This window comes from Aquamicrobium terrae (genome assembly GCF_040545735.1).
Lineage (GTDB): Bacteria > Pseudomonadota > Alphaproteobacteria > Rhizobiales > Rhizobiaceae > Mesorhizobium > Mesorhizobium terrae_A.
In genome coordinates this window covers 95,437-115,944 of sequence record NZ_JBEPML010000003.1, presented here as the reverse complement: position 1 = coordinate 115,944, position 20,508 = coordinate 95,437, and the positions used below count along the sequence as shown (strand labels likewise).

Annotated in this window: 20 protein-coding genes and 1 tRNA gene; 8 read left to right on the top strand and 13 right to left on the bottom strand. The window is 64.6% G+C overall.

All coding sequences use genetic code 11. The annotated features are described in order from the left end of the window. Positions 1 to 99: 99 nt before the first annotated feature. Positions 100 to 1,050: an acetyl-CoA carboxylase carboxyltransferase subunit alpha gene (locus ABID37_RS05705; RefSeq protein WP_354193196.1), complete on the top strand. Its 951-nt coding sequence runs from the start codon at positions 100 to 102 to the stop codon at positions 1,048 to 1,050. Between the two features lie 131 nt (positions 1,051 to 1,181). On the opposite strand, the gene ABID37_RS05700 is transcribed toward ABID37_RS05705, so the two are convergent. Beyond that, the gene (locus ABID37_RS05700; protein WP_354193195.1) at positions 1,182 to 1,349 is read right to left on the bottom strand and encodes a hypothetical protein; all 168 of its coding nucleotides are present in this window, start codon (positions 1,347 to 1,349) and stop codon (positions 1,182 to 1,184) included. Here ABID37_RS05700 and ABID37_RS05695 point away from each other — a divergent pair. Beyond that, entirely contained in the window at positions 1,348 to 2,625 is a 1,278-nt protein-coding gene (locus ABID37_RS05695; RefSeq protein WP_354193194.1) for a L,D-transpeptidase family protein, read from the top strand. The genes ABID37_RS05700 and ABID37_RS05695 overlap by 2 nt on opposite strands. A 7-nt stretch (positions 2,626 to 2,632) precedes the next feature. Next, positions 2,633 to 2,866, top strand: a complete 234-nt coding sequence (locus ABID37_RS05690) for a sulfurtransferase TusA family protein (RefSeq protein WP_354193193.1) — start codon at positions 2,633 to 2,635, stop codon at positions 2,864 to 2,866. A gap of 9 nt (positions 2,867 to 2,875) precedes the next feature. Here the strand turns inward: ABID37_RS05690 and ABID37_RS05685 are convergent, their stop codons facing one another. Beyond that, the gene (locus ABID37_RS05685) at positions 2,876 to 3,979 is read right to left on the bottom strand and encodes a CobW family GTP-binding protein (RefSeq protein WP_354193192.1); all 1,104 of its coding nucleotides are present in this window, start codon (positions 3,977 to 3,979) and stop codon (positions 2,876 to 2,878) included. An 8-nt stretch (positions 3,980 to 3,987) separates the two neighbouring features. Next, positions 3,988 to 5,100, bottom strand: a complete 1,113-nt coding sequence (locus ABID37_RS05680; RefSeq protein ID WP_354193191.1) for a D-alanyl-D-alanine carboxypeptidase family protein — start codon at positions 5,098 to 5,100, stop codon at positions 3,988 to 3,990. A 177-nt stretch (positions 5,101 to 5,277) separates the two neighbouring features. Here ABID37_RS05680 and ABID37_RS05675 point away from each other — a divergent pair, with 177 nt between their 5' ends. The 4 genes from ABID37_RS05675 to ABID37_RS05660 all read left to right on the top strand — a co-directional run bounded on the left by ABID37_RS05675 (position 5,278) and on the right by ABID37_RS05660 (position 7,848). Further along, positions 5,278 to 6,441: a M20 aminoacylase family protein gene (locus tag ABID37_RS05675; protein WP_354193189.1), complete on the top strand. Its 1,164-nt coding sequence runs from the start codon at positions 5,278 to 5,280 to the stop codon at positions 6,439 to 6,441. A 96-nt stretch (positions 6,442 to 6,537) separates the two neighbouring features. Continuing rightward, positions 6,538 to 6,614: transfer RNA gene (locus ABID37_RS05670), tRNA-Arg, on the top strand. A gap of 629 nt (positions 6,615 to 7,243) precedes the next feature. Further along, a complete protein-coding gene (locus ABID37_RS05665; RefSeq protein ID WP_354193187.1) occupies positions 7,244 to 7,495 on the top strand; it encodes a GlsB/YeaQ/YmgE family stress response membrane protein in 252 nt (83 codons plus the stop codon). Continuing rightward, positions 7,456 to 7,848 carry a hypothetical protein gene (locus ABID37_RS05660; protein ID WP_354193185.1) on the top strand — a complete coding sequence of 131 codons (393 nt, stop codon included), beginning with the start codon at positions 7,456 to 7,458 and terminating at the stop codon, positions 7,846 to 7,848. Before ABID37_RS05665 ends, ABID37_RS05660 begins: the two co-directional genes overlap by 40 nt. 177 nt (positions 7,849 to 8,025) lie before the next feature. On the opposite strand, the gene lpdA is transcribed toward ABID37_RS05660, so the two are convergent. Genes lpdA through ABID37_RS05635 form a run of 5 tightly spaced genes read right to left on the bottom strand, consistent with a single transcriptional unit; the run spans position 8,026 to position 13,268 of the window. Then, on the bottom strand, positions 8,026 to 9,420 hold the full coding sequence (lpdA, locus tag ABID37_RS05655; protein ID WP_354193184.1) for a dihydrolipoyl dehydrogenase: 1,395 nt from the start codon (positions 9,418 to 9,420) through the stop codon (positions 8,026 to 8,028). A 58-nt stretch (positions 9,421 to 9,478) separates the two neighbouring features. Further along, positions 9,479 to 10,792 (bottom strand): dihydrolipoamide acetyltransferase family protein, encoded by a 1,314-nt coding sequence (locus ABID37_RS05650; protein WP_354193183.1) that lies wholly within the window; start codon positions 10,790 to 10,792, stop codon positions 9,479 to 9,481. 1 nt (position 10,793) lies between these two features. Further along, on the bottom strand, positions 10,794 to 11,807 hold the full coding sequence (locus ABID37_RS05645; protein ID WP_354193182.1) for an alpha-ketoacid dehydrogenase subunit beta: 1,014 nt from the start codon (positions 11,805 to 11,807) through the stop codon (positions 10,794 to 10,796). 3 nt (positions 11,808 to 11,810) lie between these two features. Next, on the bottom strand, positions 11,811 to 13,043 hold the full coding sequence (locus tag ABID37_RS05640) for a 3-methyl-2-oxobutanoate dehydrogenase (2-methylpropanoyl-transferring) subunit alpha (protein WP_354193180.1): 1,233 nt from the start codon (positions 13,041 to 13,043) through the stop codon (positions 11,811 to 11,813). A 27-nt stretch (positions 13,044 to 13,070) separates the two neighbouring features. Then, positions 13,071 to 13,268, bottom strand: a complete 198-nt coding sequence (locus ABID37_RS05635; protein ID WP_354193178.1) for a hypothetical protein — start codon at positions 13,266 to 13,268, stop codon at positions 13,071 to 13,073. 124 nt (positions 13,269 to 13,392) lie between these two features. On the opposite strand from ABID37_RS05635, the gene holA reads away from it, so the two are divergent. Continuing rightward, entirely contained in the window at positions 13,393 to 14,436 is a 1,044-nt protein-coding gene (gene holA / locus ABID37_RS05630) for a DNA polymerase III subunit delta (RefSeq protein WP_354193177.1), read from the top strand. 274 nt (positions 14,437 to 14,710) lie between these two features. Here holA and ABID37_RS05625 read toward each other — a convergent pair whose 3' ends face one another. The 5 genes from ABID37_RS05625 to mnmE all read right to left on the bottom strand — a co-directional run bounded on the left by ABID37_RS05625 (position 14,711) and on the right by mnmE (position 20,473). After that, positions 14,711 to 15,589, bottom strand: a complete 879-nt coding sequence (locus ABID37_RS05625; RefSeq protein WP_354193176.1) for a ParB/RepB/Spo0J family partition protein — start codon at positions 15,587 to 15,589, stop codon at positions 14,711 to 14,713. 65 nt (positions 15,590 to 15,654) lie between these two features. Beyond that, positions 15,655 to 16,455 carry a ParA family protein gene (locus ABID37_RS05620; protein ID WP_354193175.1) on the bottom strand — a complete coding sequence of 267 codons (801 nt, stop codon included), beginning with the start codon at positions 16,453 to 16,455 and terminating at the stop codon, positions 15,655 to 15,657. 39 nt (positions 16,456 to 16,494) lie between these two features. Beyond that, positions 16,495 to 17,124 (bottom strand): 16S rRNA (guanine(527)-N(7))-methyltransferase RsmG, encoded by a 630-nt coding sequence (gene rsmG, locus ABID37_RS05615; RefSeq protein ID WP_354193174.1) that lies wholly within the window; start codon positions 17,122 to 17,124, stop codon positions 16,495 to 16,497. Beyond that, entirely contained in the window at positions 17,121 to 18,995 is a 1,875-nt protein-coding gene (mnmG, locus tag ABID37_RS05610; RefSeq protein WP_354193172.1) for a tRNA uridine-5-carboxymethylaminomethyl(34) synthesis enzyme MnmG, read from the bottom strand. Before mnmG ends, rsmG begins: the two co-directional genes overlap by 4 nt. A gap of 155 nt (positions 18,996 to 19,150) precedes the next feature. Next, entirely contained in the window at positions 19,151 to 20,473 is a 1,323-nt protein-coding gene (mnmE, locus tag ABID37_RS05605) for a tRNA uridine-5-carboxymethylaminomethyl(34) synthesis GTPase MnmE (protein WP_354193171.1), read from the bottom strand. Between the last annotated feature and the right edge of the window lie 35 nt (positions 20,474 to 20,508).

Genomic DNA, 20,508 nt, shown 5'->3' with positions numbered 1-20,508 from the left:
ATCGTTATGTGAGGGCGACATTTCGCGCCTGATAACCTTCCGTTCACGGTTGCGCAGGCATCAATCAACGCCATTTCCGGCGCACTGGTCCGCTCACGAATGTACAATTACCTCGACTTCGAAAAACCGGTTGCCGATCTCGAAGGCAAGATCCTGGAACTGAAGAAGCTTGCCGAAGGCGGCGAGTCCGTGGACGTTGCAGACGAGATCGCCCGGCTTGAAAAGCGCTCCCGCGACGCGCTCCGCGATCTCTACAAGGCGCTGAGCCCGTGGCAGAAGGTGCAGGTGGCGCGCCATCCCGACCGTCCCCATTGCCTCGACTATGTCAGGGGCCTGTTCACCGAATTCACGCCGCTGGCCGGCGACCGCACTTTCGGCGAGGACCAGGCGCTGGTCGGCGGCTTCGCCCGCTTCCGCGGCGAGCCGGTGGCGATCCTCGGCCAGGAAAAAGGTTCCGATACCGCCAGCCGGCTGAAGCACAATTTCGGCTCGGTGCGCCCCGAGGGCTACCGCAAGGCGGTGCGCATCATGGAACTGGCCGACCGCTTCGGCATCCCGCTGATCTCGCTGGTCGACACGGCCGGCGCCTATCCCGGCGTCGGCGCCGAGGAACGCGGCCAGGCCGAGGCCATTGCGCGTTCGACCTCGGCCGGTCTCGGCCTGAAGGTCCCGTCCATCGCGGTGATCATCGGCGAGGGCGGCTCGGGCGGCGCCATCGCCATCGCCACCGCCAACCGGGTCTACATGCTCGAGCACGCCATCTATTCGGTGATCTCGCCGGAGGGCGCGGCTTCCATCCTGTGGCGCGACACCACGCGCTCCAGGGATGCGGCGACCAACATGAAGATCACCGCGCAGGACCTGCTCAATCTCAAGATCGTCGATGCCGTGATCCCCGAGCCGCTCGGCGGCGCCCATCGTGGGCCCGAAGCGGTCATCACCGCCACCGGCGACCTGATCGCCCGCACCATGAAGGAATTCGGCGAAGGCAATGTCGATTTCCGCGAGCAACGACGTGAAAAATACCTGGCGATGGGTCGCAACCTCTGATCGTTGCGCCCACAACCGCATTTTCGCCATAAAGATGCCGCCGCATCCCCCGTAACGAAGCTGTGAAGGCCGTTTGGGGGTCAAGGCACATCCGGCCGGCTTGCGGTAAGGATTTTGCAAGGTTAACGAGACTAAGACAATTCTAGGAAAATGCGCGGCGATTCCTTGGCCGGGCAGGTTTCAGGAAATTGGACGGTTTCACCGGTTGATCTGAAGGTGCAATCGTCCGGCGCCGCCAGATTTGAGACATCACCCGGCCGGCAGGCCGGAACGGGGACAAAGACGAAGAGCGTGTCCATGCTGACCAGTTTCGCCAGGGCCGGACTTCTCATCGGTGCCATCGCGCTTGCCGGATGTACCGATTCCTCCATCGGGGACTTCGCCCCCCAGCATGCCAACCGGCAGCTTCCGCCTAAGGTCCTTCAGGCGATGAAGGCCAAGGGCATGAACAAGACGTCGCCGATCCTGGCGCGTGTGTTCAAGGAAGAGGGCAAGCTGGAAATCTGGAAGCAGAAGACCAACGGCCGCTACGACCTCATCGCCAGCTACGACATCTGCAAATGGTCGGGCAAGCTCGGGCCGAAATTCACCGAGGGCGACCGGCAGGCGCCGGAAGGCTTCTACACGGTGCGGCCCTCGCAGATGAAGCCGAACTCGCAATACCACCTGGCCTTCAACATCGGCTACCCGAACGCCTATGACCGCGCCAACGGCCGCACCGGCTCCAATCTGATGGTGCACGGCGCCTGCTCGTCGGCCGGCTGCTATTCGATGACCGACCAGCAGATCGAGGAAATCTACGCCTTCGGCCGCGACGCCTTCCAGGGCGGGCAGACCGAGTTCCAGGTGCAGGCCTTCCCCTTCCGCATGACCGCCGCCAACATGGCGCGCTACCGCAACGACCCGAACTACGAGTTCTGGAAGATGCTCAAGGTCGGCTACGATCATTTCGAGCTGACCAAGGTGCCGCCGAAGGTCGACGTGTGCGAGCGGCGCTATGTGTTCAACCAGCTTCCGGTCGACGGCCAGCCCTTCAACCCGACCGGCGCCTGCCCGGCCAGTTCGCAGCCGGATTCGCTGAAGGTCGCCTACAGCAGCTACCAGAGCAACTATGAGGCGGCCTTCAACAGCGCGCTGAAAGCCTCCACCCCGGCGCCGAAGCCGACCATCGCCGGCGTCAAGGAAGCCAACATCGTTTCGGAATGGACGCGCAAGCGCGCCCGCGGCGAGCGCGTGCCGATCGAGCCGCCGTCGCTGAACCCCGACGGGACCGTCACCCAGACCGAGCGCATGGGCCGCATCGATTCCGCCGAAGGCCGCCGCATGGCCGCGATCGAGGCGGAAGAGGCAGCCAAGAAGAAGGCTGCCGAGGAAAAGGCGGCCGCGGTCGCCGCCGCCAAGGCGGCGAAGGAAACGCAGAAGGTCGAGGCGGCCGCCGCGGCCAAAGCCGCCGAGGTCGCGGCGCAGGCGCCCGTCCAGCCCGCGCCGCCGATGCAGACCGCGCAATCACAAAACGCGGACGAAGGCACCGCCGCCAAGTTGAAGAAGCGGCTGCTCGGCATGTTCGGCGGCTGACATAGCCTTGCCCGACGACATCGACGTCTATGATCTGCGGGGCCTCAACTGCCCCCTGCCGGTGCTGAAGGCGCGCAAGCGCCTCGCCGGCCTTCCCCGGGGCGCGCTCCTGTGGGTGGAAACCACCGATCCGCTGGCCGTGCTCGACATTCCCGCCTTCTGCAACGAGGCCGGCCATCTGCTGATCGAAACCACGGCGCTGGACGGCGCCCACCGCTTCCTGATCGAGCGGGGCGGCTGAGTCCGGGGCTTATCGTCCCGGGATGGCCAGCGGATTGCCTTCGAGCGCCGCGCGGTCCGGCATGTCGATCTGCGGCACATTGGTGATCGCCGCGAACAGACGCGCCACATAGTCGCCCGGCATGTCGAAGGTGATCAGCACCAGCCGCGTGCCGCGCTTGTCGTCCGGCCATGCGGGCAGGCGCGCCGGCGGATGCAGGATCCTCTGAACGCCATGCACCACCAGCGGCCGCGAAGGGTCCTCGGCCAGCTCGACGATGCCCTTCATGCGCAGCAGGTTCTCGCCATGGGTGGAGCGCAGCAGGTCGAGGAACATCTCGATGGCCGCGAAAGGCACCGGCCCGTCATGGACCAAGGTGTCGGTGCGGATGCGCCCGTCGTGATGGTGGTGGCGATGGTGCGCGTCGTGGTCGTGGTGCCCCTCGCAGGCATAGTTATCATGGTCATGCCGCGCTTCCCCCAGCCAGCGGCGCACGTCGGCGGTCTTGGTTTCGGGGTCGTAGAGCCCGCAACCGAACAGGTCCCGCAGCCCGGCATTGCGGACATCGAGGATCGGCGCCGACGGATTGAGCCGGCTGAGCCGCGCCGTCAGCCCGGCCGGAACCGCCTCGCCGGCGACCATGTCGAGCTTGGAGAGGACGATGCGGTCGGCAACCGCCGCCTGCTTCACCGCCTCCATATGGGCATCCAGCGTCGCAGCGCCGTTGACGGCATCGACCAGCGTCAGCACCCCGTCCAGGCGGAAGGCCTGCAATAGCACCGGATGCGCCATGATCGACTGCAGCACCGGCGCGGGATCGGCAAGGCCGGTCGTCTCGATGACGACGCGCGACAAGGCTGCGATGCGCCCGGTCTGCACCCGGTCGACCAACTCGGCCAGCGTATCGACCAGCTCGCCGCGCACCGTGCAGCACAGGCAGCCATCCGACAGTTCGATGATGCCATCAGAGGCCTGCTCGACCAGCAGATGGTCGATGGCGACGTCACCAAACTCGTTGATGATGACGGCGGTGTCCTTCAGCTCGGGGGTCTTGAGGAGCCGGTTGAGCAGCGTCGTCTTGCCGGAGCCGAGGAAGCCGGTCAGCACCGTGACGGGAATGGGAAAGCCGGGCATGGAGCGGGTCAGCCGCCCTGGGCCGAGGCGGCGAAGGCCGGCGGCGGCAGGTCGGGCCGCCAGCTCGGCACCGGCACGTCGGCATATTCGACGCGGCCGACCATGGCCTTCGGCACCGGGCCGGTGGCGCCTCCGAGGCTGACCACGACCAGCTTGGGATCGGTCAGCTTCTGCTGGTAGATCGATTTCGGCCCTTCCTTCGGCCCGGTCGAGGCCTCCGACTGGGCGGCGGCCTGGGCGGGCTTGCAGATCACCGGGCGCAGGTCCGTCGGCGTCTGCGTATCGCCATAGGGCGCCAGCGTCGCGAGGCTGGCGCTGCCCTGGCCCTGCGTGGCGAAACCGGCGTCGAGCAGCTTCGCCACCGCCTCGGCGCGGGCAAGCCCGTTCTTCTCCCCGAACACCACGGCCGCCAGCGTGCGCCCGTTGCGGGTCGCCGTGCCGACCAGATTGAAGCCCGATTCGCACACGAAGCCGGTCTTCATGCCGTCGGCACCCGGATAGCGGCCGACCAGAAGATTGTAATTGGGGATCTTGCTCTTGCCGAAGGCGAGCCCCTCGATGCCGTACCAGGAATTATACTGCGGGAAATCGCGGCGCAGCGCCGTGACCAGCACCGCCATGTCGCGCGCCGTCGTGTATTGCTCGGGCGAGAACAGCCCGTTGGGGTTGACGAAATGGCTGCCGCTCATGCCGAGGCGCGCGGCTTCCGCATTCATGCGAAGGGCAAAATCGGCCTGGGTGCCGCCGATATTCTCGCCGATGGCCATGGCGATATCGTTGGCGGACTTGACGAGCATCATCTTGAGCGCATTGTCGAGCCGCATCACCTGGCCGGTCTTGAAGCCCATCTTGCTCGGCGGCTGGTTGACGGCGTTGCGCGTCATCTTGATCGGCGAATCGAGCGCCACCTCGCCCGCCTCGATGGCGCGGAAGGTGACATAAGCCGTCATCAGCTTGGTAAGCGAAGCCGGGTACCAGCGCTTGAACGCATCTTCATGCGCAAGCACCCTGCCCGTGTTCAGCTCGAACAGCAGCGTCGGGTTGGCGGCTGCCGGAGCCGGGAGGGCACCGAGCCCGAGCGCGCCGAAAAGCGCCAGTTTCACGAAACGCGTGGTCGTCATGGTAATCCTGAACATCCTGTGCCGTGGTCGGTCTGGCCCTCGGGCGCGCGGCAATGGCGCTGCCCGCTCTTCCCCGGCCGCTTCAGCCGGTGCTATTTAACCTATATGTCGTCAACATGGCAAAGGCCGGTCGTCATCCCGCGACCGCGATTTGTCCATCCGGAGCCGAGAGAAACCATGCCCATCCTGAACCGCGCCGCCGAAATGCAGGAAGAAGTCGCCGGCTGGCGCCGCCATCTGCACAGCAGACCGGAACTTGGCTTCGACGTGGTCGAGACCGCCGCCTTCGTGGCCGACAAGCTGGCCGCATTCGGCTGCGACGAGGTGGTGACGGGCATCGGCCGCACCGGCGTGGTCGGTCTCATCCGCGGAAAGCTGGGCCAGGGCCGCACAATCGGCCTACGCGCCGACATGGACGCGCTACCGATCGGCGAGATCACCGGCAAGCCCTATGCCTCGACCCGCACCGGCAAGATGCACGCCTGCGGCCATGACGGCCACACCGCCATGCTGCTCGGCGCGGCTTCCTATCTGGCCGAGACCCGCAATTTTGCCGGCACGGTCGCCGTGATCTTCCAGCCGGCCGAGGAAGGCGGCGGCGGCGGCCGCGAAATGGTCAAGGACGGGCTGATGGACCGCTTCGGCATCGAGAACGTGTTCGGGATGCACAATCTTCCCGGCCTGCCGGTCGGGAACTTCGCCACCAGGCAGGGCCCCATTCTAGCCGCGACCGCCGAGTTCGACATCAAGGTGGCCGGCCGGGGCGGCCACGCCGCCATGCCCCAGCGTACCCTCGATCCGATCGTGGCGGCCAGCCATCTGGTGACCGCGCTGCAATCCATCGTCGGGCGCAATGTCGATCCTCTGGAGGCGGCGGTGGTGTCGGTGACGAAGTTCCATGCCGGCGATGCCCACAACATCATTCCCGAGCAGGCGGAATTGGCCGGCACCGTGCGCACATTGAAGGCCGAAACCGCGAAGCTGGCGGAAGAACGGCTGAGGGCGGTCTGCGACGGCATCGCCGCCACGTTCGGCGTCTCGGTGGACCTCGATTTCCGGCCCAACTATCCGGTGACCTTCAACCATGCGCCCGAAACCGCCTTCGCCGGCGATGTCGCCGCCGCCATTGCCGGCGCCGCCCTGGTGGACCGGGACATGCCGCCGCTGATGGCCGGCGAGGATTTTTCCTACATGCTGGAAGCGCGCCCCGGCGCCTTCATCTTCCTCGGCAATGGCGACAGCGCCGGGCTGCACCACCCCGCCTACGACTTCAACGACGAGGCGATCCCGCACGGCGTCAGCTACTGGGTGCGGCTGGCGGAGACGGCGCTGGCGCCCTAAGCCGGGGCCGGATGCGCGGATTTGCGCGGCGCCGCGTGTTTTTGAAGCGCCCCGCCTTGGCGAGCGGGCGCGAAACCGTTATGTGTCTGCGCCAGTGGTCCCGTAGCTCAGTAGGATAGAGCGGCAGATTCCTAATCTGTAGGTCGCAGGTTCGATTCCTGCCGGGATCACCAGCAAAATTCCGGGCCTGTCACATCCTTTGCGGGATTTTCATGCCGCAGCCAAACCGTTCTGCGTCCAAAAGATCCCTCCCGTCCCATCTGCAACAATCCGTTTGCGAAGAGACAATGCGAAAGAGCCCGCCACCCTTGCGGATGGCGGGCCTGTTGCCTGAGTGCCTTCCCGCAAGGCGGGGTGCCGATCATCCCTGCGCCCGGCAAGTTAACGGTCGGTTAAGGCGGCGGCCTGCTGCCCGGATTTGTGCCTTGCAGGGTTTCATCGGCAATTCCTGCAATGCATGATCACCACCTCATCTATCTGAGCTGGTTCCTTGTCCTTCTTCCGATCATCATTGGCGGCGTACTTCCAGTTTTGTTAATTCGGAACTCCGGGAGAATGATGATCATGGTCATCCCCCCTGATTTTGATTTCCGCATTTGCCGGTTATTTTCTGATGCAGGCGTTTTTGCCGTTTTCTAGGGACGGCTATGGTCCAGCCATTGTTACGCGCGCTTTTTCCCGCCAAAGCCCACTGTCTATTCTGCCACAGGGGCCGATAAAAAATGCTCCAGGGCGCGGCCGACCTTGACCTTTCATCCTCGTTTCCCATTCTTTTTCATAACGCGTGACGAGGAGAATTGGCATGGAAGAAGCAGGCATCGGCTGGATTGCGGCAATCATCATCGGCGGCCTGGCCGGCTGGATCGCATCCCGGTTCATGGACAGCAACACCGGCATCTTCATGAACATCATCCTGGGGATCATCGGCGCCGCAGTGGCCAGTTTCATCTTCGGCCTTCTCGGCGTGTCGTTCGGCGGCTGGCTTGGCTACCTCGTCGCCGGCTGCATCGGTGCATGCATCCTGATCTGGGGTGCGCGGGCAGTGCGCGGATAATGGTACGAGGGCAATCCGCCACGATTGTCGGCCGGTGCGTTGGGCTCCCCCTGCTTGCCCTGTCGCTTCTCGCCGGGTGCCAGCTCACGGCTTCGACCTTCAAGACCACGATCGTCTCGGGGCATTACCGGCAGCTGGCCGATTGCTTTTATGAAAGCGTCGGTCCGGAAAACTTCCGGCGCAGGGATGACCTCTACGGCTTCCGCATGGTCCGTATATTCGTAGGGAGCGACCAGCCCGACAGCACTGTCGTCGAGTTTGCGGATGCGGGCCAGAACCAGACGGCCGTCACCTTCCGGACCGCCCGGCCGGGAAACCTCGAAACTCTGGTCCAGGAGTGCGTGTTTCGATGACCGGCTCGGAAAAACCGACCGACAGCGCCCCTCCCCCGCGCAAATATCCCCTGATGGTGATCATCCTTTCCGTGATCGCCATCATTGCGGTGCTGGCCATGGAGGGGTAGCGGCACCATTCACCCCGCGGCCGATTATCAGCGACGCGGCTTTCCCCTGCCGCGTTTGCGCTTCCGTTCAAATATGCAGCGCCATGCCGAGCGCCTTGAGCGCGGCTTCCTGGAAGGCCTCGCCTTGCGTGGGATGCGCATGGATGGTGCCGGCGATATCCTCCAGCCGCGCGCCCATCTCCAGCGCCAGGCCGAAGGCCGCCGCCAGTTCCGACACGCCCTGCCCGACCGCCTGGATGCCCAGCACCAGATGGTTGTCGGCCCGCGCCACCACGCGCACGAAGCCGTCCTCGCCCTGCTTCGTCATGGCCCGGCCATTGGCGGAGAACGGGAACATCCCGATCTTGATCTCGCCCAGCGCCCTGGCTTCCTCGGGCGACAGGCCGGCCGTCACCAGTTCGGGATCGGTGAAGCAGATGGCGGGAATGGCGCGCTTGTCCCAGCTGCGTCGGTGACCGGCGACGATCTCGGCCACCATCTCGCCCTGCGCCATGGCCCGGTGCGCCAGCATCGGCTCGCCGGTGACGTCGCCGATGGCATAGATGCCGCGCATGGAGGTGCGGCAGCGGTCGTCGATACGGATGAAGCGGCCGTTCATGTCGAGGTCGATTTCCTCCAGGCCCCAGCCGTCCGTCACCGGCCTGCGGCCGACGGTGACCAGCACCTTGTCGGCGGCGATCTTCCTGTCCTTGCCGTCGGCCGTCTCGATCAGCAGCGCATCGCCCTTCGAGGGCAGGCCCTTGGCCTTGGCGCCGACCAGCACATCGATGCCGAGCGCCGCAAGCCGCTTCGACACCGGCCGCACCAGCTCGGCGTCATATTGGGCAAGAATGCGCGGCAGCGCCTCGACGATGGTGACCTTGGCGCCCATCTTGGCGAAGGCAGTGCCGAGTTCGAGCCCGATATAACCGCCCCCCACCACGGCCAGCTTCTGCGGCACGTCCGCGAGCGACAACGCCTCGGTAGACGAGATCACCCGCCCGCCGAACGACAGCGAGAGCAGTTCCACCGGCGCCGAACCGGTGGCGATAACGACGTTCTCGGCCCGGATGATCTGCTGGCCGGTTTCCGTCTCCACCTCGATGGTCTTGCCATCGCGGAACCGGGCATGACCCTGCACATATTTGACCTTGGCTTTCTTCAAAAGCCCGGCAACGCCGCTGGTAAGCCGGCTAACGATTGCATCTTTCCACCCAACCGTTTTGCCAAAATCGAGGCCCGGCGCGGCTGCCGAAATACCCAGCGGATCGTCGCCCCCGGCACGCGCCCTGGCTTGCTCGAAGGCTTCGGCGGCATGGATCAGGGCCTTGGAGGGGATGCAGCCGATGTTGAGGCAGGTGCCGCCTGGCTTGCCGGCTTCGACAATGACCGTGTCGAGCCCGAGCTGGCCGGCGCGAATGGCGCACACATAGCCGCCCGGGCCGGCGCCGATGACCAGAAGCTTGCAGGAAATCTCCTTCATCGACGATCTCCCGTGCCCGTAAGATTAGCGATCATGAGCCGGCTTTCTTTCTGCATGGCTAGCCCTCCACGAAGATCATGGCCGGGGTCTCGAGCAGCGCCTTGATGCGCTGCACGAAGACGGCGGCATCCCAGCCATCGATGACACGGTGGTCGAAGGAGGAGGACAGGTTCATCATCTTGCGCGGCACGAACTGCGTTCCGTCCCACATCGGGCGCACCATCATCTTGTTGACGCCGATGATCGCGACTTCCGGATAGTTGATGACCGGCGTCGTCACCACGCCGCCCATGGCGCCGAGCGAGGTGATGGTGATGGTCGAGCCGGAAAGCTCCTCGCGCGTCGCGGTGCCGGATTTCGCGGCTTCCGCCAGCCGGTTCAGCTCGGCGCCGCACTCCCACAGGTCGCGGGCTTCGACGTGCTTGACCACCGGGACCACGAGGCCGCTGGCGGTCTGCGCAGCGATGCCGATATGCACCCCGCCATATTGGCGGATGATGCCGGCATCGTCGTCATAGAGCGCGTTGAGATGCGGCTGTTCGGCAATGGCCTTGACCATGGCGCGCATGAGGAAGGGCAGCAGCGTCAGCTTCGGCCGGTCCGCGCCGGGCTTCTGCTTGTTGAGGCCGGCACGCAGGTCCTCCAGGGCCGTCACATCCACCTCCTCGACATAGGTGATGTGCGGGATGCGCGCCTTGGCCAGCTGCATCTTCTCGGCGATCTTGCGCCTCAGCCCGACAACCTTGATCTCCTCGACGCGATCGTTGCGCACGAGGCCGGACACCTTGCCGGGCTGCGGGCCGCGCGCGATGAAGGCGTCTAGATCCTCATGGCCGATGCGGCCCGCCGGCCCGCTGCCGGGCACTTGCCGGAGATCAATGCCGGCTTCCCTAGCCCGCAGCCGCACCGCCGGCGAAGCCAGCGGCTTCTCGCCCTCGCGGCGCGGCGCGCCGATGCCGGCGCTGCGGGTTCCGCCCGGCTGAGCCGGAGCCGCAACCGGCTGCTTCTTCTCTGGTTCCACAGCCGCCGGCTTGGCTGGGTTGTCTGGAACGACCTTCTTTTCCTGTGGGGGCAGCTGGGGCGCTTCCGGCGCTTCCGGCGTCGCATCGCCTTCCTGGACATTGCCCTCGCCGGCCACCTTGAGACGCACGATGGGCGAGCCGATGGCGACCGTGTCGCCGATCTCGGCACCGAGCCACAGGATTTCGCCCTCCACCGGCGACGGGATCTCGACCGTCGCCTTGTCGGTCATCACGGCGGCCAGCACCGTGTCCTCGCGCACCATGTCGCCGACTTTGACATGCCATTCGACCAGCTCGGCCTCGGCCACGCCCTCGCCGACATCGGGAAGCCTGATGACGTGCTCGCCCATCTCAAGCCTCCATCGTCTCGACAAGTGCCCGGCCGACACGCGCCGGCCCGGGGAAATAGTCCCATTCCTGCGCATGCGGATAGGGCGTGTCCCAGCCCGTCACCCGCGCCACCGGCGCTTCCAGATGATAGAAGCAGTGCTCCTGCACCAGGGCGGCCAGTTCGGCGCCGAAGCCGGAAGTCTGCGTCGCCTCGTGCACCACCACGCAGCGCCCGGTCTTGGTGACCGAGGCGACGATGGCGTCCAGATCGAGCGGCAAAAGCGTGCGCAGGTCGATGATCTCGGCGTCGACGCCGGTTTCCGCGGCCGCCGCCTCAGCCACATAGACCATGGTGCCGTAGGTGAGCACGGTGACGTCGCTGCCCTCGCGGCGGACGGCGGCCTTGCCGAGCGGCACCGTATAATGCCCGTCCGGCACCTCGCCCAGTTCGTGCTTCGACCATGAGGTGACCGGGCGTTCGTGGTGGCCGTCGAAGGGACCGTTATAGAGGCGCTTGGGCTCGAGGAAGATCACTGGATCGGGATCCTCGATCGCCGCGATCAGCAGGCCCTTGGCGTCGCGGGGATTGGAAGGCACCACGACCTTGAGGCCGGAGACGTGGGTGAACAGCGCCTCGGGGCTTTGGCTGTGGGTCTGGCCGCCGAAGATGCCGCCGCCGGTCGGCATGCGCACCACGATGGGGCAGGTGAAATCGCCATTGGAGCGGTAGCGCAGCCGTGCCGCTTCCGAAACGATCTGATCGTAACCCGGATAGACATAGTCGGCGAACTGCACTTCCACGCAAGGGCGCAGGCCATAGGCGGCCATGCCGATGGCGGCGCCGACGATGCCGGATTCGTTGATCGGCGCGTCGAAGCAGCGGTTCTTGCCGTATTTGGCCTGCAAGCCGGCCGTGCAGCGGAAGACGCCGCCGAAGAAGCCGACATCCTCGCCGAACACGATGACGCGTTCGTCACGCCCCATCGAGACGTCCATGGCGTCGCGGATGGCCTCGATCATGGTCTTGCGCGCCATGGCCTACACCCCCGCCTGCTGGCGCTGGCGCCGCAAATGCGGCGGCATCTGTTCGTAAACCCCCTCGAACATGTCGCGCGTCGAAGGCTTGTTGCCCGAATGCAGCGTGCCGTGTTCCTCGGCCTGCTTCTGCGCCGCGATCACCGTGTCGAGAATCTCGGCCTCGGCCTGTGCGTGCCGCTCGTCCGACCAGACGCCGAGCCGGATGAGATGGTTCTTCAGCCGGATGACCGGATCGCCGAGCGGCCAGGCATCGGATTCCGCCTTGGGACGGTAGGCGGACGGGTCGTCCGAGGTCGAATGCGCGCCGGCCCGGTAGGTGACGTACTCGATAAGCGTCGGCCCCAGATTGCGGCGGGCGCGTTCGATAGCCCATTGCGCCACAGCATGCACGGCGAGATAGTCGTTGCCGTCGACACGCAGGGCCGGAATGCCGAAACCGAGGCCCCGCGCCGCGAACGTGCCGGAACCGCCGCGGGCGATGCCCTGGAAGGTCGAGATCGCCCACTGGTTGTTGACCACATTGAGCACCACGGGCGCCTTGTAGGTGGAGGCGAACACTAGCGCGGCGTGGAAATCCGACTCTGCGGTCGATCCGTCGCCGATCCAGCCCACCGCGATGCGGTTGTCGCCGCTGATGGCCGAGGCCATCGCCCAGCCCACCGCCTGGATATATTGGGTGGCCAGATTGCCGGAGATCGAGAAGAAGCCGTGCTCCTTCGAGGAATACATGATCGGCAATTGCCGGCCCTTCAGCGGGTCGGCCTCGTTGGAGTAGATCTGGTTCATCATGGTGACCATCGGATAGCCGCCCGCGATCAGCAGGCCGGCCTGGCGATAGGTCGGGAAGTTCATGTCGCCGGGCGCCAGCGCCTTGCGGAAGGCGCAGCTGACGGCCTCCTCGCCCAGATGCTGCATGTAGAAGGAAGTCTTGCCCTGCCGCTGCGCCATCTGCATGCGGGCATCAAAGGCGCGCAGCGTCATCATATGGCGCAGGCCTTCCAGCAACGCCTCGTCGGTCAGGGAGCCCGACCAGGGGCCGACCGCTTCACCGGCCCGGTTCAGAACGCGGATGATGGAAAAGGCAAGATCGCGGATCTCGCGCGGATCGACATCGACCGGCGGCCGCGGCACCGAGCCGGCCTTGGGGATCGGCACATTCGAGAAATCCGGCGTGCCGCCCGGCCTTACCTCCGGTTCGGGCACATGGAATCGCAACATTCCGGTGTCGGTCATGACCTCTCCTCCTGTCGCCACGTCCGATCATCGCACATAATCGCTGTCCGAACAGCAGCGACCCGGAACAGCAGCGGCGATGCCCGGATATTGGCAGGAAAGCCGAGCAATTTCCCATTTTTGACGATCATCCTGCGGCAATAAAGCGAATGCGGCGGGCTTGTTCCGTTGATGAATGCTGCGCATAGCTGCTCGCCGGCGGCCAGCCGAAGCATCGTCGCGCACGAAAAACGCCTGCCCACTTCCGACGCAAGGCAACCCGACTTCCGTGAAATGGCTTTCACTCCCTGCATCGGTCTGGCTGGGAAACCGGATTCCCCTTTCCGCTCCAATGCTCTAGAAATCCCGCATGGCACAGAAGAAAGCTCATGAAGTCGATTCCTGGCTGGCGCGGCCGGACCCGAAGACCTTCCTCGTGCTGCTCTACGGCCCCGATCGCGGGCTGGTGGCGGAACGCGGCAAGGCTTTTGCCGAACGCACCGGCCTGCCGCTCGACGATCCCTTCAGCGTCGTGAAGCTGGACGGGGCTGAGGTGGAACGCGGCGAAGGCCGGCTGCTGGAAGAGGCCCAAACCGTACCGATGTTCTCGGACCGCCGCCTGCTGTGGGTGCGCAACGCCTCCGGCCAGAAGGGCCTGGCCGACGAGGTCAAGGCTCTGCTTGCCGAACCGGCGCGCGACGCCACGATCCTGATCGAGGCCGGCGACCTCAAGAAGGGCGCCGCGCTGCGCACGGTCGTGGAAGGCGCGGACGGCGGCATGGCCCTGCCGTGCTATGCCGATGACGGTCGCGACATCGAGGCGGTGATCGACGACGAATTGCGCAAGGCCGGCATCACCATGGCGCTGGAGGCAAGGCAGGCGCTGCGCCGCAATCTCGGCGGGGACCGGCTTGCGACCCGCGCCGAGTTGCAGAAGCTGACGCTATATGCACTGGGCCAGCCGGAAATCTCGCTCGAGGACGTGAAGGCCATGACCGGCGACGTTTCCGGCCAGTCCCTGGACGACGCCGTCGACGCGGTGCTGGACGGGCGCATCGGCGATTTCGACAGCGCCTTCGCCCGCCATTGCCAGGCCGGCGGCCAGCCCTTCCTGGCGCTGTCCGGCACCATGCGCCAGTTCCATGCCATCCATGCCATGCGCGGCGCCATGGAGGAAAGCGGCCGCAACGCCGCTTCGGTCGTGGCCGGCGCGCGGCCGCCGGTCTTCTTTTCCCGCCGCAAGCTCATCGAACGCACGCTGGAGCGCTGGAACCGGCAGGCCATCGAACGCGCCCTGGGACGGCTTCAGGCCGCGGTGCTGCAATCGCGCCGACGTCCCGACCTTGCCTCGGCGCTGGTGCGGCAGGCTTTGCTGGGCATTGCCGTGGAAAGCGCCCGCTTCTCGCGCCGATAGAGCTTTTTGCGGCCAGACGGAAACGTCTGGCGTTGCATAAATGCGGTTAGGAAACCAAGCTGGAGCCGTTCAGGTTCAGGCTGGACTGCCCTCCTTCCCCCATGACAGGAGAAGGATGCCGTCCGCAACGCTGTTGCCTTCCTCTCTCCGTGTGCGCAGAGAGAGTAGATGGCCGCTTCCGACAGACCTGAACTGGCAATAATATACTTTAAAAACAATAAGGTAAAGAAAAGCCCGCACGATGGCGGCCGTTCGATAGGGCAGCGGGACCAGCTCAAAGCTTCAGCTTGCGGCACAATTCGTCGAGCTGGTCGAGAGTCTTGTAGGCGACGCGCAGCTCGCCGCCGCCCCGCTCCTTGTGGGCGATCGACACCTTCATGCCGATCGTATCGCCAAGCAGCTTCTCCAGCGCAATGGTGTCGGCATCCTTCTCCGCCGGCGCGGAGGAACGGCCGTCGCGCACGGGTGCGGCAGGCGCCTGCGCCAACACTTCCGCCTGGCGCACCGACAGTCCTTCGTCGATGATGCGTCTGGCCAACCCCACCGGATCCTCGGCCGTGACCAGGGTACGGGCATGGCCGGCCGACAGGGATCCGTCGACCACGAGGTCGCGGATCACATCGGGCAGTTTCAGCAATCGCAGCGTGTTGGCGACATGGCTGCGGCTCTTGCCGATCACCTGCCCCAGATCGGCCTGGCTGTAGCTGTGTTCCTCGATCAGTTGCTCGTAGCCCAGCGCCTCTTCGATCGGATTGAGATCGGCGCGCTGCACGTTTTCGATGATCGCCAGTTCAAGCGCCGTACGGTCGCTGACATCGCGCACGATGACCGGGATTTCGGCCAGGCCGGCACGCTGCGCCGCGCGCCAGCGGCGCTCGCCGGCGATGATCTCGTAGCGACCCTGCTGGAGCGGCGACGGGCGCACCACGACCGGCTGGACGATGCCGTGCTCACGAATGGACTGGGCAAGATCGGTCAGTTCGGCCTCGCCGAAGTGCCGGCGCGGATTGCGCGGGTTGGGTGCCACGAACTCGATCGGCACCTTGCCGTCGGCCAATGCAGCCGGCTTTTCGGGTTCCGCGGGACGATCGATCTCACCGATCAGCGCCGCCAGTCCGCGCCCCAGCCGCTTTCTTGAAGGATCATCGTTCATCGTTCACCAAAACCGTTTCACTATCGAATCAATCCAGGCCCTGACTGGTCTTGCCTGGCTTGGGATCATGCGGCCCGCAGGCGCCGCTCGCGGCGGATTACTTCCGAGGCGAGCTGCAAATAGGCCTGGCTTCCCGAGCACTTCAGGTCATAGAGAATGGCCGGCTTGCCATAGGACGGGGCCTCGGACACCCGCACATTGCGCGGAATGACCGTCTCGTAGACCTTCTCGCCCATATGCGCCCGCACATCCTGAACCACCTGGTTGGCGAGGTTGTTGCGGCCGTCATACATGGTCAGCACGATGCCCTGGATTTCCAGTTGCGGATTGATGGAACCGCGCACCTGCTGCACGGTTTCCAGCAACTGGCTGAGACCTTCCAGCGCAAAGAACTCGCATTGCAACGGAACCAGCACCGAATCCGCCGCGGCCATCGAATTGAGGGTCAGCAGATTGAGCGACGGCGGGCAGTCGATCAGCACATAGCTGAACGGATTGCTGCGCTCGACCGCGGCGCGCAAGGCATTGCGTAGCCGCAAAACCCGGTCGGGCGCCGCCGCGATTTCCATCTCGACGCCCAGCAGGTCCAAGGTCGACGGCACGATGGATAAGCCCGGCACGACCGTTTGCATCGCCGCCGCCTCGATGCTGGCGGCGCCGGTGAGCACGTCATAAGACGAAACCGAGCGATCCTTGCGCTCGATGCCGAGTCCCGTGCTGGCATTGCCCTGCGGATCGAGATCGACGATGAGAACCTTCTCGCCGATGGCGGCCAGGGCGGTGGCGAGATTGATCGTCGTCGTTGTCTTGCCGACGCCGCCCTTCTGGTTCGCCACGGTGATGATGCGGGGTTTGCTGCTGATCATGCTTTCCTGCCGGAAATTCACTCCGATAGAAGGACGCTCTTACCTGACGCTCAGATTGCGAATCTCAAGCACGACTCCTTCGGAATCGGTCGAACTGCCATGTTCTATCAGATCGAAGGACCAACGTTGACCGCTTTCTTCGACTTCCAACCGGTAATCCCGACCTTTGTGAAACAGGGCCGTGGCGCCGGCCAGCAGCCAGGGCGAAGCCAGCTCCAGAAGCAGGGGGAGCGAGGCCAGCGCCCGCGCCGTCACCACCTGCGGCTGGCCGACAATGCCGGGCGCGTCTTCGATCCGCCGCGCCACAATCCGGGCAGGCAGATTGAATTCCCCGACCATGGCCTGCAAAAAACCCGCCTTCTTGCGGTTGCTCTCGACGAGGTCGATCGCGCCACCCCGCTCCCGCATCAGGAAAGCAAGTACGAGACCCGGAAAGCCGCCGCCGGAGCCAAGGTCCAGCCATCTGGTTGCCGCCGGCGCCAGCGTCGCCAACTGGGCGCTGTCCACGATATGCCGCCCCCACACGTCGGAAAGTGTCGAGCTGGCGGCCAGATTGATCCGCTGATTCCATTTCAGGAACAGCGATTCGAATCGCACCAGTTCCTCGAACGTTTCACGTGAAACGGGTTCGACCGCTGCCCGCAGCGACTCATAACGCGGATCGGTCATGCCGCGCCCTTGCGATTGGCCTGTTCATGGTTGCGGATATGGGCAATGATGATGGCAAGCGCAGCCGGCGTCATCCCTTCGATGCGTTGCGCCTCGGCTATGGAACGTGGCTTCCTCAGTCCCATCTTCTGCTTCAGTTCGTTCGACAATCCGGGCAGGGTCCCGAAATTCAAATCGAATGGAATGAGCCTCGCTTCCTCGGTTTGGATGCGGGCCACATCCGCCTTCTGCCGTTCCATATAGACGGCGTATTTGGCTTCAATTTCCAGTGCCTCGGCCGTCTTCCTGCCAATCTGCGCGAAGGCGGGATCGAGCTTCGACAGCCAGTCGACATCGACCTCCGCGTAGCTCAACAAATCATAGGCCGAGCGACGCACGCCATCCTGATTGATCGCCAAGCCATGGCGGGCAGCTTCGCGCGGCGTCAGTTCGATGCTTCTGGCCAGAGTCCGGGCGGCTTCGAGAGCCTTGCGAGCCTTCTCAAATCGCGCGCGGCGCTCGGCCGAAACAATCCCGAGTTCGATCGCCAGGGGTGTCAGCCGCGCGTCGGCATTGTCCGCCCGCAGCGACAGGCGGAACTCGGCCCGCGAGGTGAACATACGGTAAGGTTCGGTGACGCCGCGATGGATCAGATCGTCGATCATCACGCCGATATAGGCTTCGGTGCGGCTGACCGTGACCGGGCCCGCGCCCGATGCCTTGCGCGCCGCGTTGAGGCCGGCAACCAGTCCCTGGCCGGCTGCCTCCTCATACCCCGTTGTCCCATTGATCTGGCCAGCCAGAAACAGGCCACTTACCCGCCTGGTTTCAAGTGTCGCTTCAAGTTCGCGGGGATCGACATGATCATACTCGATCGCATAGCCGGGTTGCAGCATGACAGCAAGTTCGAGACCGGGGATCGTCTTGAGGATTTCAACCTGCACATCTTCCGGCAAGGAGGTCGAAATGCCATTCGGATAGACCGTATGATCGTCCAATCCCTCCGGCTCCAGAAAGATCTGGTGCGTCTCGCGATCGCCGAACTTGACGATCTTGTCCTCGATGGACGGACAATAGCGCGGTCCGATACCTTCGATCGAACCGGAATACATGGCCGAGCGCCCGAGATTGGCCCGGATCAGCTCATGGGTCGCCGTGGTCGTGCGGGTGATGCCGCATTCGATCTGCGGCACGGTAATCTTATCCGTCATCGACGAGAACGGCACCGGATCCTCATCCGCGGCCTGCATTTCGAGCGATGCCCAATCGATCGTCCGCCCATCCAGCCGGGGCGGTGTGCCTGTCTTGAGCCGGCCGAGCAGGAATCCTTCCCGCGCCATAGTCGCGGACAATCCAGATGTAGCCTGCTCGTTCATCCGGCCGGCAACGATCTTCCTGTCGCCGATATGGATCAGGCCGCGCAGAAAAGTCCCGGTGGTGAGCACCACGGCGCCGCAGCACAGCCGTTGCCCGTCGGCCAGCAGCACCGCCGCGACCTTGCCGTTCTCGATCTCCAGGTCGTGGACCTCGCCTTCGATCACATCAAGCCCGGCCTGCGCGCGCAATGCGGCCTGGACACCCAGCCTGTAGAGCTTGCGGTCGGCCTGCGTTCGAGGCCCGCGTACAGCCGGCCCCTTGCGGCGATTGAGCATGCGGAACTGGATCCCGGCCTGATCAGCCACGCGTCCCATCAGCCCATCAAAGGCATCGACTTCCCGGACGAGTTGCCCTTTCCCGAGCCCACCGATGGCCGGATTGCAGGACATCACGCCGATCTTGTCGGCATCCAGTGTTACCAAGCCCGTGCGGGCGCCACTGCGCGCCGCCGCGCTGGCCGCTTCGCAGCCGGCATGTCCGCCACCAACGACGATGACATCGTAAGTCTGTTCCATTTCCAAATCTCTGTTCATGGATGACACATGTTCAACCGCATGGTGCCTGTCAATGGCTTGTGCAGGTGTTTCACGTGAAACGGGTGCGAGAAACCCTGCGGTGGAACTCGCCCTGTTTCACGTGAGTCAGCTTCATTGGCGGTGTTTCACGTGAGTCACTTGCCGATACAAAACTGTGCAAAGATGACATCCAGCAAATCCTCCACATCGATCGCGCCGGTGATGCGCCCAAGTCGATCCGCCGCCATGCGCAATTCTTCCGCCCTGATCTCCAGAGGATGATGGGAGCCACTCAGCGCATTTCTCAAATGTCCAAGAGTGTCTTCCAGCAGTTCCACATGGCGCAGCCGTGACGGCAAAATGTCTCCGGCAACTTTCAGCCTCGCTTCGGTGCGCTTCCTGATCTCGTTCAGCAAGGGCTCGATGCCCGCTCCCGTCAGCGTTGAAATCCGGAAATCATGGCAGGCCCGGCCCTCGTGAGCCTCCACCAGATCCAGCTTGGTACCAACGGTGATTCTATCGACAGAAAGCCAATGTGTATCGATGGGCTGCGGGTCGACCAGATCTTCCAGCACCAGAACAAGATCGGCGGCTTTGCCCCGCGCCTTCGCCTTTTCTATTCCGATGCTTTCCACCTTGCCGGCGCCCTCGCGCAGCCCGGCCGTGTCGGCAATCATCACCTTGAGCCCGTCGAGGTCCAGCGCCACTTCCAGAACATCGCGCGTCGTACCGGGCTCATCCGTGACGATGGCCGCCTCGCGGCGGGCCAGCGCATTGAACAGGCTGGACTTGCCAGCATTGGGCGCGCCCAGGATCGCCACCTTGAACCCGTCCTGGATGATTTCGGCGGCCGAAAACCCCTTGATGTGCCCCCCAATATCCTCGGCAAGGGTTGCCATGTCCGTCCAGATGGCAGACGCGACCGAACCCGGCACATCGCCCTCATCGGCAAAGTCGATTTCGGCCTCGATCATGGCTCGCGCATGAATCAGCCGCTGCCGCCATCCATTATAGAGCATGCTTTGCGCGCCATCGGCATTGCTTTGGGCAAAACGGCGCTGTGCCTCGGTGTCGGCGTTGATCAGATCGGCCAGGGCCTCGGTCTGGACAAGGTCGAGCCTGCCATTCAGGAAGGCACGGCGGGTGAATTCCCCCGGTTCGGCGTGACGGACTCCCGGTATGGCCGTGACCTCACGCAGGATTGCGGAAACGACGGCCTGGCCCCCATGCACCTGGAATTCGGCCACGTCCTCGCCGGTAAAGCTGTGAGGCGCCGGAAAGAACAGCGTCAATCCACGATCCAGTATCTCGCCGGCGGGAGAACGGAGGATCTGGAGCGTTGCCTTGCGGGGCGGCGGCACAGAACCGCAGATCGTTTCGACAACGAATCGAGTTTGCGGCCCGGAAAGGCGGAGGACAGCCACGCCGGCAGGCAGGCGACCACTCGACAGCGCCAGAATGGTTTCCCCGAAAATCATTTGCCCCTCGTCACGAACCGCACTACCACTTGGGT

Bases quoted from the DNA above. Each gene is read 5' to 3' on its own strand.
- ABID37_RS05705 (WP_354193196.1), top strand. From the start codon at position 100: ATGTACAATTACCTCGACTTCGAAAAACCGGTTGCCGATCTCGAAGGC.
- ABID37_RS05695 (WP_354193194.1), top strand. From the start codon at position 1,348: ATGCTGACCAGTTTCGCCAGGGCCGGACTTCTCATCGGTGCCATCGCG.
- ABID37_RS05700 (WP_354193195.1), bottom strand. From the start codon at position 1,349: ATGGACACGCTCTTCGTCTTTGTCCCCGTTCCGGCCTGCCGGCCGGGT.
- ABID37_RS05685 (WP_354193192.1), bottom strand. From the start codon at position 3,979: ATGCCCGGCTTTCCCATTCCCGTCACGGTGCTGACCGGCTTCCTCGGC.
- ABID37_RS05680 (WP_354193191.1), bottom strand. From the start codon at position 5,100: ATGACGACCACGCGTTTCGTGAAACTGGCGCTTTTCGGCGCGCTCGGG.
- ABID37_RS05675 (WP_354193189.1), top strand. From the start codon at position 5,278: ATGCCCATCCTGAACCGCGCCGCCGAAATGCAGGAAGAAGTCGCCGGC.
- ABID37_RS05665 (WP_354193187.1), top strand. From the start codon at position 7,244: ATGGAAGAAGCAGGCATCGGCTGGATTGCGGCAATCATCATCGGCGGC.
- ABID37_RS05660 (WP_354193185.1), top strand. From the start codon at position 7,456: ATGCATCCTGATCTGGGGTGCGCGGGCAGTGCGCGGATAATGGTACGA.
- lpdA (WP_354193184.1), bottom strand. From the start codon at position 9,420: ATGAAGGAGATTTCCTGCAAGCTTCTGGTCATCGGCGCCGGCCCGGGC.
- ABID37_RS05650 (WP_354193183.1), bottom strand. From the start codon at position 10,792: ATGGGCGAGCACGTCATCAGGCTTCCCGATGTCGGCGAGGGCGTGGCC.
- ABID37_RS05645 (WP_354193182.1), bottom strand. From the start codon at position 11,807: ATGGCGCGCAAGACCATGATCGAGGCCATCCGCGACGCCATGGACGTC.
- ABID37_RS05640 (WP_354193180.1), bottom strand. From the start codon at position 13,043: ATGACCGACACCGGAATGTTGCGATTCCATGTGCCCGAACCGGAGGTA.
- holA (WP_354193177.1), top strand. From the start codon at position 13,393: ATGGCACAGAAGAAAGCTCATGAAGTCGATTCCTGGCTGGCGCGGCCG.
- ABID37_RS05625 (WP_354193176.1), bottom strand. From the start codon at position 15,589: ATGAACGATGATCCTTCAAGAAAGCGGCTGGGGCGCGGACTGGCGGCG.
- ABID37_RS05620 (WP_354193175.1), bottom strand. From the start codon at position 16,455: ATGATCAGCAGCAAACCCCGCATCATCACCGTGGCGAACCAGAAGGGC.
- rsmG (WP_354193174.1), bottom strand. From the start codon at position 17,124: ATGACCGATCCGCGTTATGAGTCGCTGCGGGCAGCGGTCGAACCCGTT.
- mnmG (WP_354193172.1), bottom strand. From the start codon at position 18,995: ATGGAACAGACTTACGATGTCATCGTCGTTGGTGGCGGACATGCCGGC.
- mnmE (WP_354193171.1), bottom strand. From the start codon at position 20,473: ATGATTTTCGGGGAAACCATTCTGGCGCTGTCGAGTGGTCGCCTGCCT.